Source organism: Buchnera aphidicola (Pseudoregma panicola) (assembly GCF_039376655.1).
GTDB lineage: Bacteria > Pseudomonadota > Gammaproteobacteria > Enterobacterales > Enterobacteriaceae > Buchnera_G > Buchnera_G aphidicola_C.
The window spans coordinates 88193-105448 of sequence record NZ_CP135000.1 but is presented as its reverse complement, the minus strand read 5'-3'; the positions used below and the strand labels follow the sequence as shown (position 1 = coordinate 105448).

The 17256-nt window shown below is 16.4% G+C and carries 14 protein-coding genes; 3 read left to right on the top strand and 11 right to left on the bottom strand.

Annotation, left to right across the window (positions count from 1 at the left end; all coding sequences use genetic code 11):
- Positions 1 to 14: 14 nt before the first annotated feature.
- Complete coding sequence (gene nfo, locus RJT18_RS00510; protein ID WP_343154871.1) at positions 15 to 857, bottom strand: deoxyribonuclease IV; 843 nt, start codon at positions 855 to 857, stop codon at positions 15 to 17.
- Between the two features lie 89 nt (positions 858 to 946).
- Between nfo and RJT18_RS00505 the strand changes: the two genes are divergently transcribed.
- Together RJT18_RS00505 and glyS are read left to right on the top strand one after the other, a co-directional pair.
- Complete coding sequence (locus RJT18_RS00505; protein WP_343154870.1) at positions 947 to 1843, top strand: glycine--tRNA ligase subunit alpha; 897 nt, start codon at positions 947 to 949, stop codon at positions 1841 to 1843.
- A gap of 17 nt (positions 1844 to 1860) precedes the next feature.
- Positions 1861 to 3804 carry a glycine--tRNA ligase subunit beta gene (gene glyS, locus RJT18_RS00500; protein WP_343154869.1) on the top strand — a complete coding sequence of 648 codons (1944 nt, stop codon included), beginning with the start codon at positions 1861 to 1863 and terminating at the stop codon, positions 3802 to 3804.
- Positions 3805 to 3871: 67 nt separating this feature from the next.
- On the opposite strand, the gene pheT is transcribed toward glyS, so the two are convergent.
- The 8 genes from pheT to ydiK all read right to left on the bottom strand — a co-directional run bounded on the left by pheT (position 3872) and on the right by ydiK (position 13019).
- Positions 3872 to 6265, bottom strand: coding sequence for a phenylalanine--tRNA ligase subunit beta (gene pheT, locus RJT18_RS00495; protein ID WP_343154868.1), 2394 nt, complete (start codon positions 6263 to 6265; stop codon positions 3872 to 3874).
- A gap of 9 nt (positions 6266 to 6274) precedes the next feature.
- Positions 6275 to 7264, bottom strand: coding sequence for a phenylalanine--tRNA ligase subunit alpha (gene pheS / locus RJT18_RS00490; protein WP_343154867.1), 990 nt, complete (start codon positions 7262 to 7264; stop codon positions 6275 to 6277).
- A 99-nt stretch (positions 7265 to 7363) separates the two neighbouring features.
- A complete protein-coding gene (gene rplT / locus RJT18_RS00485; protein ID WP_343154866.1) occupies positions 7364 to 7717 on the bottom strand; it encodes a 50S ribosomal protein L20 in 354 nt (117 codons plus the stop codon).
- Between the two features lie 50 nt (positions 7718 to 7767).
- Positions 7768 to 7965, bottom strand: a complete 198-nt coding sequence (rpmI, locus tag RJT18_RS00480) for a 50S ribosomal protein L35 (RefSeq protein ID WP_343154865.1) — start codon at positions 7963 to 7965, stop codon at positions 7768 to 7770.
- A 49-nt stretch (positions 7966 to 8014) separates the two neighbouring features.
- A complete protein-coding gene (infC, locus tag RJT18_RS00475; RefSeq protein WP_343154962.1) occupies positions 8015 to 8554 on the bottom strand; it encodes a translation initiation factor IF-3 in 540 nt (179 codons plus the stop codon).
- A 24-nt stretch (positions 8555 to 8578) separates the two neighbouring features.
- Positions 8579 to 10489, bottom strand: a complete 1911-nt coding sequence (gene thrS / locus RJT18_RS00470; protein ID WP_343154864.1) for a threonine--tRNA ligase — start codon at positions 10487 to 10489, stop codon at positions 8579 to 8581.
- Positions 10490 to 10613: 124 nt separating this feature from the next.
- Positions 10614 to 11660 (bottom strand): 3-deoxy-7-phosphoheptulonate synthase, encoded by a 1047-nt coding sequence (locus RJT18_RS00465; protein WP_343154863.1) that lies wholly within the window; start codon positions 11658 to 11660, stop codon positions 10614 to 10616.
- 294 nt (positions 11661 to 11954) lie between these two features.
- Positions 11955 to 13019 (bottom strand): AI-2E family transporter YdiK, encoded by a 1065-nt coding sequence (gene ydiK, locus RJT18_RS00460; protein ID WP_343154862.1) that lies wholly within the window; start codon positions 13017 to 13019, stop codon positions 11955 to 11957.
- A gap of 210 nt (positions 13020 to 13229) precedes the next feature.
- Here ydiK and RJT18_RS00455 point away from each other — a divergent pair, with 210 nt between their 5' ends.
- Positions 13230 to 13607, top strand: a complete 378-nt coding sequence (locus tag RJT18_RS00455; RefSeq protein ID WP_343154861.1) for an iron-sulfur cluster assembly accessory protein — start codon at positions 13230 to 13232, stop codon at positions 13605 to 13607.
- A gap of 5 nt (positions 13608 to 13612) precedes the next feature.
- On the opposite strand, the gene tyrS is transcribed toward RJT18_RS00455, so the two are convergent.
- Together tyrS and RJT18_RS00445 are read right to left on the bottom strand one after the other, a co-directional pair.
- Positions 13613 to 14893 (bottom strand): tyrosine--tRNA ligase, encoded by a 1281-nt coding sequence (gene tyrS / locus RJT18_RS00450; protein ID WP_343154860.1) that lies wholly within the window; start codon positions 14891 to 14893, stop codon positions 13613 to 13615.
- Between the two features lie 71 nt (positions 14894 to 14964).
- Positions 14965 to 17160 carry a hypothetical protein gene (locus RJT18_RS00445; protein ID WP_343154859.1) on the bottom strand — a complete coding sequence of 732 codons (2196 nt, stop codon included), beginning with the start codon at positions 17158 to 17160 and terminating at the stop codon, positions 14965 to 14967.
- Positions 17161 to 17256: the final 96 nt, after the last annotated feature.

The window sequence follows — 17256 nt, the reverse complement described above, 5'->3', positions numbered from 1 at the left end:
TTTTTACCTAAAAATTAAAAAAAGGATTTTAAAAAAAATATTTCATCTTTAAAAAGATGTTTTCTTTTAGTTTCTAATATAATTGGAATATTATCAAATTTTTTATTTTCCATTATAAAAGAAAAAATATCATTTCCTATTTTTCCAAAACCTAAATTTTCATGTCTATCAATTTTACTTCCCAAGGATCCAATAGAATCATTTAAGTGAATTCCTTTTAAATAATTAAATCCTATTAATTTATCAAATTCAAAAAATACTTTTTGTATCCCTTCTATATTACTTATATCATATCCAGAAGAAAATAAATGACATGTATCTATACAAATTCCAATTCTAGAAGTATCATTAACCAAATTTATTAATTCATATAAATGTTCAAATTTATAACCTATACTAGTACCCATACCTGAAGTATTTTCTAATACTATAGAAATATTTTTTGTTTCACAAAATATTTCATTAATTACATTAGCAGCTATTTTAAAACATGTTTTAATATTATTTTTTTCTATATAATTTCCAGGATGTACATTAATATATTTTATTCCTAATTTGTTACATATAATTATTTCTGATAAAAAAGATTTTTTTGACAAAAAATTTTTTTTTTTATTTGGATTACATAAATTTATTAAATAACCAGCATGAGGTAATATTTGATTATATGTAAAATTATATTTTTTCATATTATATTTAAAATTTTTTATTAAATTATTGTCTATTTCTTTATCAAACCATTTTCTTGGACTTTTAACAAAAAATGATATTGCATTAGCATTTATTTTGTTAGCTTCAAAAAAAACTGAATCTAAACCATTTAAACTACTAAAATGTGCGCCAATATACTTAACCATAAAAAATTATTAAAAAATGTAAAATAAAATATATATTAAAAAGTATTAATATATTAACATATTTAAAAACATGTAAAAAAAATAAAAAAATGAAAAAAAAAAAATTTTTTTGCTTGCAAAAAATAATAAAAACTATAGAAAACTTTTGGGAAAAAAACGGATGCACTATAGTTCCATCGTTAGACATGCCTGTTGGAGCTGGAACATTTCATAAAGAAACTTTCTTTAATTCTATATCATCAAAAAAGTTTTCTAGAATATATTTACAAGCATGTAGAAGGCCAACAGATAGCAGATATGGAAAAAGTAATAGTAGATTACAACATTATTATCAAATACAAGTTGTAATAAATCCACCTCCTAAAGATATACAAAAAAAATACATAAAATCATTAAAAGAACTACAAATAAATCCTAAAATGCAAGATATAAAATTTATAGAAGACAATTGGGAAAATAAAACAATAGGAGCTTCAGGAGTGGGTTGGGAAGTAAGAATAAATGGTATGGAAGTTACACAATTTACATATTTTCAAAAAATGGCAAATTTAGAATGTAATCCATCTACTGTAGAAATAACATATGGTTTAGAAAGAATAGCTATGCATATACAAAACAAAAACAATATATATGAATTAATATGGAGTAAAAAATTAAATAAAAAAATAAAATATAAAGATATATTTTTATATAATGAAATAGAACAAAGTTTATATAATTTTAAAAGATCTAATATTAAAGAAATATTTATTTTTTTTAAAAAAAATATAAGAGAATCAAAAAGATTAGTTTTGTTAAAAAATCCTTTGATATTTCCTTCTTATGAACATCTATTAATGTCTATACATCAATTTAATTTATTGGAATCTAGAAAATGTTTTTCTATTACAGAAAGACACAATTATATATGTAAAATAAGAAACATATCAAAATTAATTGCAATTAAATATTGCATAAAAAATAATATAGATTATAAAAAAAAATAAAAATAGGAAATAAAAAATTGAAAAAAGACTTTTTATTAGAAATTATAACTGAAGAATTACCACCTAAAAATATAATGAAAATTGTTAAATCTTTTTATAAAAATATAATTAATGAACTTAAAAAAAAATTTATAAAATATAATAAAATAATATGGTATGCAACATCTAGAAGATTAGCAATAAAAATAAATAAATTAAAATATAAAAAAAAATATATTGAAAATATTAAAACAAAAAAAATAGTAAAAAACAAAAAAGAAATATTAATTAAAATAATTAAAGACATAAAAGAAATAATATTTAATTCTATAAAAAAATTAAATTTAGTAAAAGTTATGTATTGGAATGATACAAAAACAAAATTTATAAGACCTATTAGAAATATATTATGTATTTTAGAAAATAAAAAAATTAATTTGAAAATATTAAATATAAAATCAAAAAATTATACATTAGGAAATTTTTTTATAAAAAATAATAAAAAAATATATTTAAAAAACGTATCTGATTATAAAGAAAAAATTAAAAAAGAAGGTAAAGTTATAGTAGATTCTTTAGAAAGAAAAAGAACAATGTTAAAAGAAATTAAAAAAAAAATAAAAAAAATTGATGGAAAATTAATATTAAACAAAAATTTTTTAGAAGAAATAAATTATATGATAGAATGGCCAAATATATATATAGGAAAGTTTAATAACAAATTTTTAAATATATATACAAAACTAATAAAACATATTGTAGAAACTACACAAAAATGTTTAATTATATATTCTAAATCAAATAATATAACAAATTATTTTATAATAATATCTAATGTATCTAAAAAATATTCTTATAGAATAAAAATAGATAATGAAAATATTATTAATGAAAAATTAAGAGATATAATTTTTTTTTTACATTTAGATGCAAAAAAAAAATTAATAGATAATTTAGATAAATTAAAAAAACATATATTTCATAAAAAATTAGGAACATTTTTTGAAAAAACTATCAGAATAAAAAAAATATCATGTTGGATATCTAAAAAAATTAAAATAAATAAAAAAAATGTTATACAAGCATCTTTATTATCTAAATGTGATCTATTAACAAATATGGTATTTGAATTTCCAGAAATGCAAGGATATATAGGAATGAAATATGCAATGCAAGAAAAAAAAAATAAAAAAATATCATATGCTATAAAAGAACAATATTATCCTATATTTTATAATTCTAAAATACCAAAATACAAAATTTCATGTATTATTTCAATTTCTGATAAAATAGACACTATAGTAGGTTTGTTTATCTCTGGGGAAAAACCAAATAGTAAAAATGATCCTTTTTATATTAGAAAAAACGCATACGGAATAATAAGAATTTTGTTAGAAAAAAAAATAAACATTAATTTAATAAAATTAATAAAAATTTCTATAAACTTATATAAAAAAAATAAAATAAATAAAATTTTAGAAAAAGAAATAATAAAATATTTTGAAAAAAAAATATTATCATTACTAATTAAAAAATACAATTTAAAAAAATGTTTTATTATATCTTCAATAAATACATTTAAAACAATACCAATATTAATATATAAAAATACATTAGAAATATCAAACTACAAAAATATAGAAAATTTAAAAAATACATATAAAAGAATAAGTAATATAATTAAAAATAAAAAAATTTTTAAAAACAGTAAAATTAAAGAAAAAATTATTAATAATAATATAGAAAAAAAATTATATTTTATACTCGTAATATTTAAAAAAAATATAAAAAACATGATAAAAAAATTAAAATATAAACATATATTTTATTATATTGATATAATATGTAAAATTACTAATATATTGTTTAAAAAAATTTTTATAAATGACAAAAATAAAAAAATTAGAAATAATAGAATATTGCTTCTAAAAAAAATAAAAATACAGTTTAATAAAATAATAAAGTTAAAATATATTTTTTAAAAAAATATAACAAAAAATGTTGTTAATTTTATTAACAACATATAAATTTTTATAAAAAATAAATAATTTATTTTTTTCTTATAATGGCATTAAACTTTTTTTTTAAAATTTTTAATTTTTTTTCTATAAAATTATCTATATTAACTTCTTTTAAAGTTTTTTTTAAACTCTGAAATATTAATCTTATTGAAATACTTTTTTTATTTATAGAAACATTTTTACCTGTATAAACATCAAAAATATAAATATCTATTAAATTTTTAAAAAATATTTTTTTGCAAAAACTAATTATATCATAAGATTTTATATTATCTAAAACTATAATAGAAATGTCTCTATTTATTTTTGGATATTCTGATATTTTATCTATATTTGAAATTTCTTTATTATTAATATTTTCTATACAAATTTCAAATAAAAATAAATCAACATTTTTACTAAAATTAAACATTTTTAAAACATTTTTATCTAACTTTCCAATTTTTCCAATACATTTTTTATCTAAAAATATAGCAGCACTTATTTCGTTTTCAAAACCTATAAAATTCTTACTTATATATTTTATATTATCATTTAATCTAAAAATTTCAAAAATATATTCTAAATCACCTTTTAAATCATAAAAATCTAGTTCTTTATTAATAGAATTAAACAATTCATAATTAGAATTTTTATAAATTAAACAAGACAAAAACATTTTTTGACTAATTCCTAAATACTTTTTTTTATCTTTAAAATAACAAAAACCAAATTCAAAAATTTTAATAAAATTATTTTGTCTGTTTATATTATATATAAAATTTTCTAACAAACCTGGAAATAAAGAAGATCTCATAATAGACATATTTTTAGAAATTGGATTTTTTATATTTATACAATTTGATTTATTAGAAAAAATTTTATGAATATTTAAATTTATAAAACTATAATTTATAACCTCATTATAACCTTTAGAGATTAAAAAATATTTTATTTCTTTTATAAAATTATTTTTATTATAACTTTTATAAACAATATTATATTTATTATTTGGAATTAAATAAGGTATGTTATCAATGCCATAAAATCTTATTATATCAGATATAATATCTTCTTCAATTAATATATCATTTCTATAATTAGGAACAAAAACTTTCCACATATCTTTACATTTAAAAAATTTATAATTTAATTTTTTTAATATATTTTCTATTACTTCATTTTCTAAAATACATCCAGTAATTTTATTTATATTTCTATAATATAAAAAAATATATTTTCTATCATTTTTTTTAAAATTTCTAAAACTAACTATTTTTTCAGAAATTCCTCCACATATCATTAAAATTATTTTTGTAATATATTTCAATGCAAAAATTTGAGAATCAACATTATTACTATTACAAAAATGATCTATTTTTTTATTTTTAAAATTATCTTTTTTAATATTTAAAAAAAATTCTTTTCCTAAAAATAAAGATCCAAAAAAAATATTTATATTATTTTTATTATTATTATACTTTTCAGTATTAATACTATTTCCAAAAATTAATATTTTTTTTTTATTACATAATACTATACTATTTTTTTTTAAAAAAAATTTTTTCTTAAATACATTAATTTCTGTAGAATGTTTTAAAACTTTTATAAAAATTTTTTTATTTAAATCATTAAATTCAAAAAAATGAAAATATTCTCCAGTTTCTAAATATACATAATTTATAATATCGTTTATTAAATTTGTACTTTCTATATTAGATATCTTTAATCTTTTTAAAATCCATAATGGAGTGTCAATATTTATATTTAATTTAATTAATTGTCTTCCTAAATAACAATAATTATTTATTTTTTTTTCTATTAAAACTTCTATATAATCTTTATTACATTTTTTTTTTGTTAAACTGTTTTTTAAACAATTAAAATTTACATTATTTATAGCATATATTTCTCTACAAATTCCAATCAAATTCAATTCTTTCAATCTATTATAAGGAATATTAAATTTAATTACATAATCAAAAATTTTCATTTTTTTTGAAATATTTTCATTTAAATTAAAATAACTAGGTAATTTTATTGGAACATTTTTTATATTAGAAATACCAATAGAAAAAGGAGAGCAAATTAAAAATTCAGAACTATAATGATGATATTTTAATAAAGAAGAATATACTATTTGAGAAAATACGTTTTTAGAAGTAGAAACAACAAATTTTTTTTTAATTTCACAATTAAATAAAGAAAATGATTTTACTACAATATTATTTTTTATTTTTATAAAATACATAAAAAAATTGTTTTTATCTAAAGAAATTTTTTTTTTTAAAATTATTTTACCAACCATCAAATTATTATAACTCATACATATTTCATTATATTTTTCTATCTCTATTCCTATTTTTGTCAAATTTTTGCAAATTTTATTAAAATTAATTGGAAAATTTATCCATTCCATTATCCAGTTTCTACTAATTTTCATATTATACCTTTATTTGAATTTATTTAAAAAACTTAAATTATTTTCAAAAAAATTTCTTAAATCTAATATTCCATATTTTAACATTGTCAATCTTTCTATACCAATACCAAAAGCACATCCAACATACTTATTACAATTAATTTTCATATTTTTTAAAACATTAGGATGAACCATACCACATCCTAATATTTCAAGCCATTTTCCATTTTTTTCTTTAATGTCTACTTCAGCTGAAGGAACAGTAAATGGAAAATATGAATTTCTAAATCTTAAAGAAACATCATTATTAAAAAAATTTTTTAAAAAATTTTTTATTATCCATTTTAAATTTGAAAAATTTATTTTTTTATTTATTATTAACCCTTCTACCTGATGAAACATAGGTGTATGTTTAATATCACTATCATTTCTATAGACTTTTCCTATAGAAATAATTTTAACTGGAAGATTTCTATTTTTCATTACATGAATTTGCATGTTTGAAGTTTGTGTTCTTAATAAAATATTTTTATTTATCCAAAAAGTATCCTGTAAATTTCTAGAAGGATGATCTCTAGTTATATTTAAAGCAGTAAAATTGTGATATTCATCTTCAATTTCGTATCCACTTATTATGTCAAAGCCAATATTATAAAAAAAATTTTCTATTTCGTTAATTGATTTACTTATTGGATGAATAGATCCCTTTAAAGATTTTTTTCCTGGTAATGAAATATCAAAGAATCTTTTTTTTTTAAAATTTTTTGCAAATTTTTTTTTTATATATTTTTCTTTTAAAAAAATATTTTTTTTTATTACATTTATAGATCTATTTATTAATTTTCCAAAAACAATTTTTCGTTTTTTATTTAAAAACTTTATTTTTTTTATTTTAGTATGTAAATAACTACTCTTTCCTAAAATTCTTTTTTTAAACTTATTTAATTTATATATACTATTTATATTTTTTATTATAGTAATTATTAATTTTGAAAATTTATAAATTTTATTTATATTCATATTTTTGATAAAATCAAGTTTTAAAAATTTTTAATATTAAAAAAGCTTCCATTAAAAGGAAGCTTTTTTAATATTAAAAAATAAAAATAAATAAACGTTTTATATTTTTCTTTTAACTTCTGTAATCAAATTTTTAAACAAATCTTTATTAAAAACAGAAATTTCTGAAAGAATTTTTCTATTAATAATAATTTTAGAAATTCTTAACCCATATAAAAAATTACTATATGACAGATTATATAATCTACTTTCTGCATTTATTCTAGATATCCATAATTTTCTAAACTGACGTTTTTTTTGTCGTCTATCTCTATATGCATATTGAGAAGCTTTTATAACAGCTTGATTTGCAACTCTATATACTCTAGATCTAGCTCCATAATATCCTTTTGCTTTTTTTAAAACTTTTTTATGACGAGCTCTTGCAGTAACTCCTCGTTTTATTCTTGTCATACATTTCTCATGTTTAAAAATATAAAAATAATTAGAACAAAAAATATACTCTATAAATATGGAACAAATAAACGAATTCTTTTTCTATCATGTTTTGAAACAACAACCTTATTTCTAAGTTTTCTTTTATAATTACTACTTTTTTTAGTAAGTAAATGACGCAAATTATTTTTTTTTCTCTTAAATAAACCAGAAGAAGTTTTCTTAAACCTTTTATAGGCACTTTTTAAAGTTTTATTTTTAGGCATATTTATAAATTTCCTAAAATATTTATTTTATAAATTAATTTAAATATTTTTATTTTTTTTTAGAAGATAATAACATTATCATTTGTCTGCCTTCAATTTTTTTAGGAAAAAAATCTACTATAGATATATTAGATAAATCTTTTTTAACTCTATGTAAAACATTTATTCCTATTTCCTTATGAGCCATTTCTCTTCCTCTAAATCTAATAGTAATTTTTACTTTATTTCCTAATAATAAAAATTTTTTTAGTCTTTTTAATTTTACTTGATAATCTCCTTCAAAAGTAACTGGTCTAAATTTTATTTCTTTAATTTGAATCTTTTTTTGATTTTTATTTTTAGATTTAGAATTTTTATTTTTTTCATATAAAAATTTTCCATAATTCATTATTCTACAAACAGGAGGAGAAGAATTAGGATTTATTTCAACTAAATCACAATTAAAATTTTTTGATTCAATTATAGCTTTTTCTAAACTAACTATCCCTATTAAATTACCATCAATTCCTATTAAACGAACTTTATTTGCTGTTATTTGTCTATTTATCTTGTTATTTTTAGCAAATTTATTTTTTTTTTTTAATTTAATACTATATTTCCTCTAAGTTATAAATTACAATAATATATTTTTTTTTGAAATTTCTTTTATAAAATCTTTAATAAAAACTTTATTAGTTATTTTTCCACTAAAATCTCTTACTGTTAAGCTTGAACTATTTATTTCTATATCTCCACATATTAAAATATATGGAATTTTTATAGTAGAATATTTTCTTATTTTAGAACTTATAGTAACATTATTTATATCATAAATAACTCTGAAATTGTTTTTAACCAACTTATTAAAAACATTTTTCACATAACATTTATGTTTTTCAGAAACACTAATTATAACTATTTGTATAGGAGATATCCATAATGGTAAATTTCCATAACACTCTTCTAATAATATACCTATAAATCTTTCAATAGATCCTAAAATTGCTCTATGTATTATTATAGGATTTTTTTTTATGTTATATTTATTAATATAAAAAACTTTTAAACGTTTAGCAATATAAAAGTCTAATTGAATAGTTCCACATTGCCAATTTCTATATAAACGATCTTCTAAAACAAACTCTATTTTAGGTCCATAAAAAGCGCCATCTCCATATTTAAACTTAAAATTTATATTATTATTTTTCAAAATTTTATATAAAATTTTTTGTGAAAGATCCCAAGTACTATCATCTCCAATACTATTTTTAGGTCTAGTTGAAAAATATATCTTAATATTTCTAAAATTAAAAATTTTATATACATCAAATATCATATTAATACATTTATTTATTTCTGTTTCAAATTGACTTTTTCTGCAAAATATGTGAGCATCATCTTGAGTAAAAGATCTAGTTCTCATTAAACCATGAAGAGATCCTGAATATTCATTTCTATGACATATTCCAAATTCTGATAATCTTATTGGTAAATCCCTGTAAGATCTTATAGTTTCATTAAATATTTTAATATGACCAGGACAATTCATAGGCTTAATACAATAATCTTTATTTTCAGAAATAGTATTAAATATGTGCTCTTTATAACTTTTAAAATGACCACTTCTTTTCCACGTACCTTTGTTCATTATAATAGGAGTAATAACTTCTTTATAACCATATTTAGATAAATATTTTCTTAAAAATTTTTTTAATAGTTCAAATATTATAAAACCATTTTCGTGCCAAAATATCATTCCAGGAGATCTTTTATCAATATGATATAAATTTAATTTAGCTCCCAATTTTCTATGATCATATTTATTCAAATCTATATTTTTATTAATATTGTTTAATAATTCTTTTTTATTAGAAAAAACTACTCCATATATTCTTTGTAAAACTTTATTATTTTTTTTACTATTCCAGTATACACCTGAAAATCTAGTTAAAAAAAAATTTTTAAAAAATTTTATATTATTAATTTGAATACCAGGAATAAAAACTAAATAATTATTATGAAAATAAATGTTTATTAATTTTTTTTTATTTTTAAAATTATTTTTTAAAATAAAAACTTGATAATTTTCTTGATATGAAGAAAAAATTTTTATTAATCTATCTACACTAATTTTTTTACATCTTATAGAATAATAACTTTTACAAAGTTCTTTCATTTTATTAAAAACTAAACTTAAACTATGTTTAGTCAAATTTTTTTTCATTTCAAAATCACAATAAAATTCTCCTCTAATAAATCCAGAAGTAGCTGACTTAGTTTCTGGCCATAGTTTTTTTACAGCATGACATAATAATTGTATACATGAATTTTGTATAATATTTAAAAATTCTTTTTTATTCATGTTAGTTATTAAAGAAACTTTTTTATTTGTTATTGCGAAATTTGTAATATCATACAATTTATTTTTTATTTTATAAGCAATACAAAATTCATTTTTTCTAAATTTTATGTTTCTTAACAAATTTTTAATATTTTTTTTTTTTTTTAATTTATTACTATTATTTACACATAAAATTAATGACATATAAAAACCTTTTTATAACTAATATATTATTTTTTTTTAATCTAAATATAACTAAATTAAAAAATAAAAAATATATAATAAAAAAATTTTGTACCAGCCAAAAATAAGACTGGTACTTAATTTATTAAAAACGATAATCTATAGAATCTGCTAAATTTTCTAAGATTTTTTCACTATCTTTCCAACTTAAACAAGGATCTGTAATTGACTTACCATAAGTTAAATTATTTTTTAGATCAATATTTTGAGATCCTTCTTCTAAAAAACTCTCTATCATAACACCACAAATAAAATTATTTCCACTTTTTATTTGAGAACATATAGAATTAGATACATCTAATTGCAAAACATGATTTTTAAAACAATTAGCATGACTGAAATCTATCATTAGATATTTTTTTAATCTATTTTTTTTTAGTAAATGCATCGCATTTTTTATATCATTTTCATAATAATTAGGTTTTTTACCACCTCTCATTATTATGTGTAAATTTTTGTTTCCCAAAGTATGATTAACTACAATATTTCCATATAAATTAGAAGTTAAAAACAAATGTTTACAACTTGCAGATTTAATTGCATCTATAGATATTTTAATATTTCCATCAGTACCATTTTTAAATCCTATAGCGCAAGGCAAAGAAGATGCCATTTCTCTATGAATTTGACTTTCAGTAGTTCTAGCTCCTATAGCACCCCAACTTATTAAATCATATATAAATTGACCTATAGACATGTCTAAAAATTCTGTAGATGAAGGAACTCCAATTTCATTTATATCTATTAACAATTTTCTAGCTATCTTTAATCCATCATTTATCTTTAAACTTCCGTCTAAATAAGGATCTATTATTAAGCCTTTCCATCCTACTACTGTTCTAGGTTTTTCAAAATAAGTTCTCATGACTATTTCTAATCTAGATTTATATTTCTTTCTCTTTTCTAGCAGTTTATTAGCATATTCGATAGCAGATTTAGTATCATGTATTGAACAAGGACCTATTATTACTAATAATCTTTTATCTTTACCACTTATTATATTACAAATTCTTTTTCTAGCTTTTTCAACATTTTTTACTACATTTTTATTTAATTTATAACTATTATAAATTTTTATTGGAGTTACTAATTTTTCAACTTTAGAAATTCTTAATTCTCTTATTTTTTTCATTTTACTCTCTGTAACAATTTTTATAAAAAATAAATATAAAAATATTAAAAAATTATTAAATATATATAATATTTTATCAAAATTTAAATAAAAATGTTCTCGCAATTTTTAGTTTATATAAAATTTTAAAAAACAAATAATTATTAAAAAATATACTTTTAAAAAATATTTTCACATGTTTTTATATTTTTTTAAAAAAAAAATATAAAAAAACTTTAAAAAATTATAATGTTAAATTTTTGTTAAAATAAAATAAAAAATATAATATTATTAATATAAAATATTTAAAAATTTTTAAAAAAAACTATTTTTAGAACTTCTGTTTAACCATAATATTATTAACCTATACATAATTAACAACACTGTAGGTCCTATGAAAACACCTATTATTCCAAAAGCTAATAAACCACCTATTACACCAAATAATATTATAAAAAAAGGCAATCTTATTCCAAGCTGTATTAAAGCAGGTTTTAATGTATTATCTAAAATACATACAAATAAACTCCAAAAAGTTAAAATAGTACCAGAAATAAAATTATTGTTTATAAATAACCATATTGATAATGGAACTAAAATTGGAAGAGGTCCTAATTGCATAAAACAACATAGAAATATTAAAAAAGAAAAAAAAGAGAAATATGAAATTCCGGATATAATTAATCCAATACATCCTAATAATGATTGAGCAAAAGTAGTAATAAGAACTACTACAGATATAGCTCTAATAGATTTTCCTATTAATAATAATATTAAATTTCCATATTTATTTGAAATTTTTAATGCAATACTATTAATTATATATATAAACTTTTCTCCATTAGAAAAAAGTAAAATATTAAATATTAATAAAAAATTTAACTGCACTATTGTATAACTAAAATATCCTATTTTTTCAAAAAAAAATGCTGATAACTTTAATATATACGGTTGAAAATACTTTATAAAATTATCACTATTATTAATAGTAAATTTATGATAATTATAAAATATTTTGTTTCCTATAAATGGTATATTTTTTAAAAAAGTTAATTCTGGAATTTTAAAATCTTCAGAAAACAAAAATATTATAAAAGATTTAGAATTATATATTAAAATATTAATAAAAAATAATATTGGAGCTAAAATAAAAATAAAAATAAAAAATGTCATAATAATTATTGAAATAAATCTTTTATTAAAAAAAAATTTTTGTATCTTTATCATAATAGGCCAAGTAGAAATTACTATCATGCACGACCATACGAAACTAAATATAAATGGCCTAAGAATTAGAAAACTTAAAAATGATAATAAAAAAATAAAAATTAAAGAAAATATTTCTTTTTTAAAATACATAAATAATTTTGAATTATTCATAAATATCACCTAAAAATTACTTAATTAAATTTTAATTAAAAAAAATATTTTAAACATTAACAAAAAATATAATTTTATTTTTTTTAAAACTTTTATTAACAATATTTACAAAAAATATTTTAATTATATAAAAATTTTAATTTAAAAAATTTAAATTTTTTATATAATATATTATATATTATAAATTAAAAATATTTATAAATTAGAAATATGAAAAAAATAATAAAATACAAAGAAAATGAAAATATAAAAAAAATTTTTATTACTAAAAAAGCAGCAAAACAAATAAAAATATTAATAAAAAAAAAATTTAAAAAAAAAATACTAGAAATTTATGTAAAAAAATCTGGATGTGCAGGACTAGAATACAAAATGAAATTTATAAAAAATAAAAAAGAAAATAAAAAAAATAAAAAATGTATTATTTTAAAAAACAAAATACATATATTAATAAATAAAAAACATTTAAAAATATTAAAAAATACAAAAATAGATTTTATAAAAGAAGGAATTAACAAAAAATTTAAGTTTATCAATAAAAAAATAAAAAATTTTTGTGGATGCGGAAAAAGTTTCAACATACAATAAAAATTTTATTTCCAACATAATATACAAAATTTTTTTTTACCTTTAGATAATAAAGAATATTTAGAAAACATTTTATCTGAACTTTTAAAAATATAATTATAATTTTTTTTTACTACATTATTTATTTTTATTCCACCTGATAAAATCATTTTTTTAGATTTACTTAAAGATTTAGAAAAACATGTCTTTAATAATATTTCTGATAAATTATTATATTTATTTACATAAAATTTATTAATTCCAACATATTTTTGAGTTAAAAAATTAAAACTATTTTTAGTTATAAAAATAATCTTTTTCTTAAATAATATTTTAGAAATTTTTTTAACTATTTTTAAAATTTTTTTTCCATGTATGAAAATAGTAATAGAATCTGCTATATTTTGTTTATTTTTTATAATTTCTTTTATAGAATTTTTTTTTTTAAAATTTTTTTTTTTCAATATACCAACAAAATAAAAAATTTTAATAAAATTATTAGCTTCTTCATCAGATATATTTAACCAAAATTGATAAAAATCATATACAGAAGTTTTTTTCTTATTTAACCATATAGATCCACTAGAAGTTTTACCAAATTTTTTACCATTTTTTTTTACAAACAAAGGTATTGTAATACCAAATACTTTATGTTTATATAATTTTTTAGTTAAATTTATACCTGAAACAATGTTACCCCATTGATCAGAACCACCTATTTGTAATATAGTATTATATTTTTTATTTAAATAAGAAAAATCATATGATTGTAAAAGACTATATGAAAATTCAGTAAATGACATTCCTTTATCTAATCTATTTATCCTTTCTATAACAGAAGATTTATTTATCATTTGATTTATAGAAAAATGTTTTCCAATATTTCTCAAAAAATCTATTATATTAATATTACTAAACCATTTATAATTATTTAAAATCTTTACATTTTTACTAAAATTATTTTTTTTTAAAATTGATAATATCTGTAATTTTAATTTTTTTTGATATTTTAAAATTTTTTTTTTAGGAAAAAGCTTTCTTTCCTTATTTTTAAAACTAGGATCACCAATTAAACTAGTACTTCCTCCTATCAAAAAAATTATTTTATTTCCATAATCTTGCATCTTTTTTAAAAATAATATAGGTAAAATATGCCCTACATGTAAACTATCTGAAGTAGGATCAAAACCACAATATAACACTACACTAGTATGTTTTTCAACATTTTTTAAAAATTTTTGTTCATTTGTAATCTTATAAATAAATCCTGAATTTTTAAATTTATTTATTATTTCTTTATTTATCATAAAATTACTCCTAAATTTTATTTTGTTTTATTAAATTTTAAAAAATATATTTTTTATAATATTATAAAAGTTTAAATTGTTTGAACAGTATCTATATCAAAAATTATATTAATATTATTCAAATATAAAAAATTTTTAAAATGCTTTTTTAATCTTATAAAAATTTTTCTTAAAAATAATTTAGATGAATGTGATAATAATATCTTTGAATAAAAATAATTTTTATATTTATTAAAATAAATATTATTATAACTTATAAAGAAGAAATTTTTAATATTACAAAAATATGGCATATTAAAAATTATTAGAATTTTTTTAAGTAAAAAAAATACTTTTTTTTTATTTTTACTTTCTAATCTTATTATTACATTAAAATTAAAAGGAGGCAAATTATACTTTTTTCTAATATATAATAAATATTTAGTAAAGATCATATAACCACAATAAAAAAATTTATTAAATAAATTATTTTTAATAAGTTTAGTTTGAATTATTATAGTAATAGAAAAATTAAAATAATCTAAAAATAATCTAATTGTACCATAATATATTTGACTAAAAACCTCTATCTTTTTAAAATACGGAATATTAAAATAATAATCTATGTATAAAAATAACAATAAATTTATATTACTTAATTTATATTTATATACATTTTTATTTTTTATTAAAAAAATTGATTTAGAGTAATTAGAAAAACTTTTATTAATGTGTTTTCCTTTCAAAAAAAATATTGGTACTTTAGGGAAAACTTCTTTTATATTTTTTATTAAAAAAGAAATATTACATTTTTTATAATAAAAATTTTTGCTTCCACATTTTATACAACTAAAAAAAACATTTTTATCACAAAAACAAAATCTACAAAAAATTTTTTTTTCATAAAATTTAAATTCACAAATTTGATCACAAAAATTGCATTTTAATATACTTTTACAAAAACAACACTTTATAAAAAAAAATATATAAGATATATTATCTATTATTATACATATATTATCATTATTTGATAAATATATATTAATTTTATTTATTAAAGAAATAGAAAAAACACCTTTAAATCTTTCATTTTTCATATCTATTAAAATTTTTTTTAAACTAATATAATAATTTATTATTTTATTAGAAACTTCTATTTTTTTTATTTTATTTTTATTCACATTATATAATGTGTTTAGTTCTGGTTCTGAAGATTCTAAAATTATAGGTATTTTTTCAAAATATGATCTTATTAAAAATACATTTTTAACATTAAAAATCCATTTTCCTATAATTTTATAAGAATTGTTATTTTCATGATCTAATATTAAAATTCCTAAATTTGAAATTGGTATAAACAATCCTATTTTAGTAGATATTATTATAGCTGGACATTTTTGATTAAATATTTTCCAACAAAATAATTTTTTTTTTTCTGTTAATTTTGAATGATAGGAATATATAGGAATAGATATATTTTTTTCTATTTCTTTTTTAAACTTATTTAATAAACAGTAATTAGAAACTATTAGCAATATTTTTAAATTATATTTTAAAATTTTTTTAAATAATAAAATATAAAATTTTATTTTTTGATAAAACATAGAATTAGTTAACAACCACACTTTAAATTTATTTAAACTTTTTATAATTTTATCTAATTTTATTTCTATACTTTTTTTTTTAATAGTACTTTTATATATTAAATTAATATTTTCACGATTTTTTTTTCTTAAAATAACTTTTTTTTTTTCATGTATATTTTTTTTTTTAAAAAAATTTAATATATAATTTGACAAATTACATTTTTTAATATCATTAATATATAAAATATTTTTTTTTAACAACTTTATAATAAAATTTTTTTTTTTACAAATTTTTAAAATTTTAAAATTCAAAGTTTTATTATAATTAGTCACATGACATACACATTTTGAATTATATTCAAAAGTTTTACCATTTTTTATAAAATTAGGAGCACCAAAAAAAATTATAAAATTTATAGAACATTCATAATATTTAGAACATTTCAAAATAGTTTTCCAAACACAATCATTAAAAATAGAAACTTTATCAATAATATTATTTACATACTTTAATTTAAAAGAAATTTTATTTTTATTATATATTTTATAAGACAATATTATACCTATTATTTTTTTATTATTAAAATTTACTATTACTCTTCCTCCAATTATTGGCAATTCTTTAAGATTATATAAATATAAAAATATTTTATTAACAGGTATATTAAATGCTATTTTCACTATAAAAATAATGTTTTTCATATTTTTAATAAAAAAAATTATATATAATAAATATCTATAACAAAAATTTAAAACAAAAAGAACATTTAATTAACATTTTTATTAAAAAATATGTTA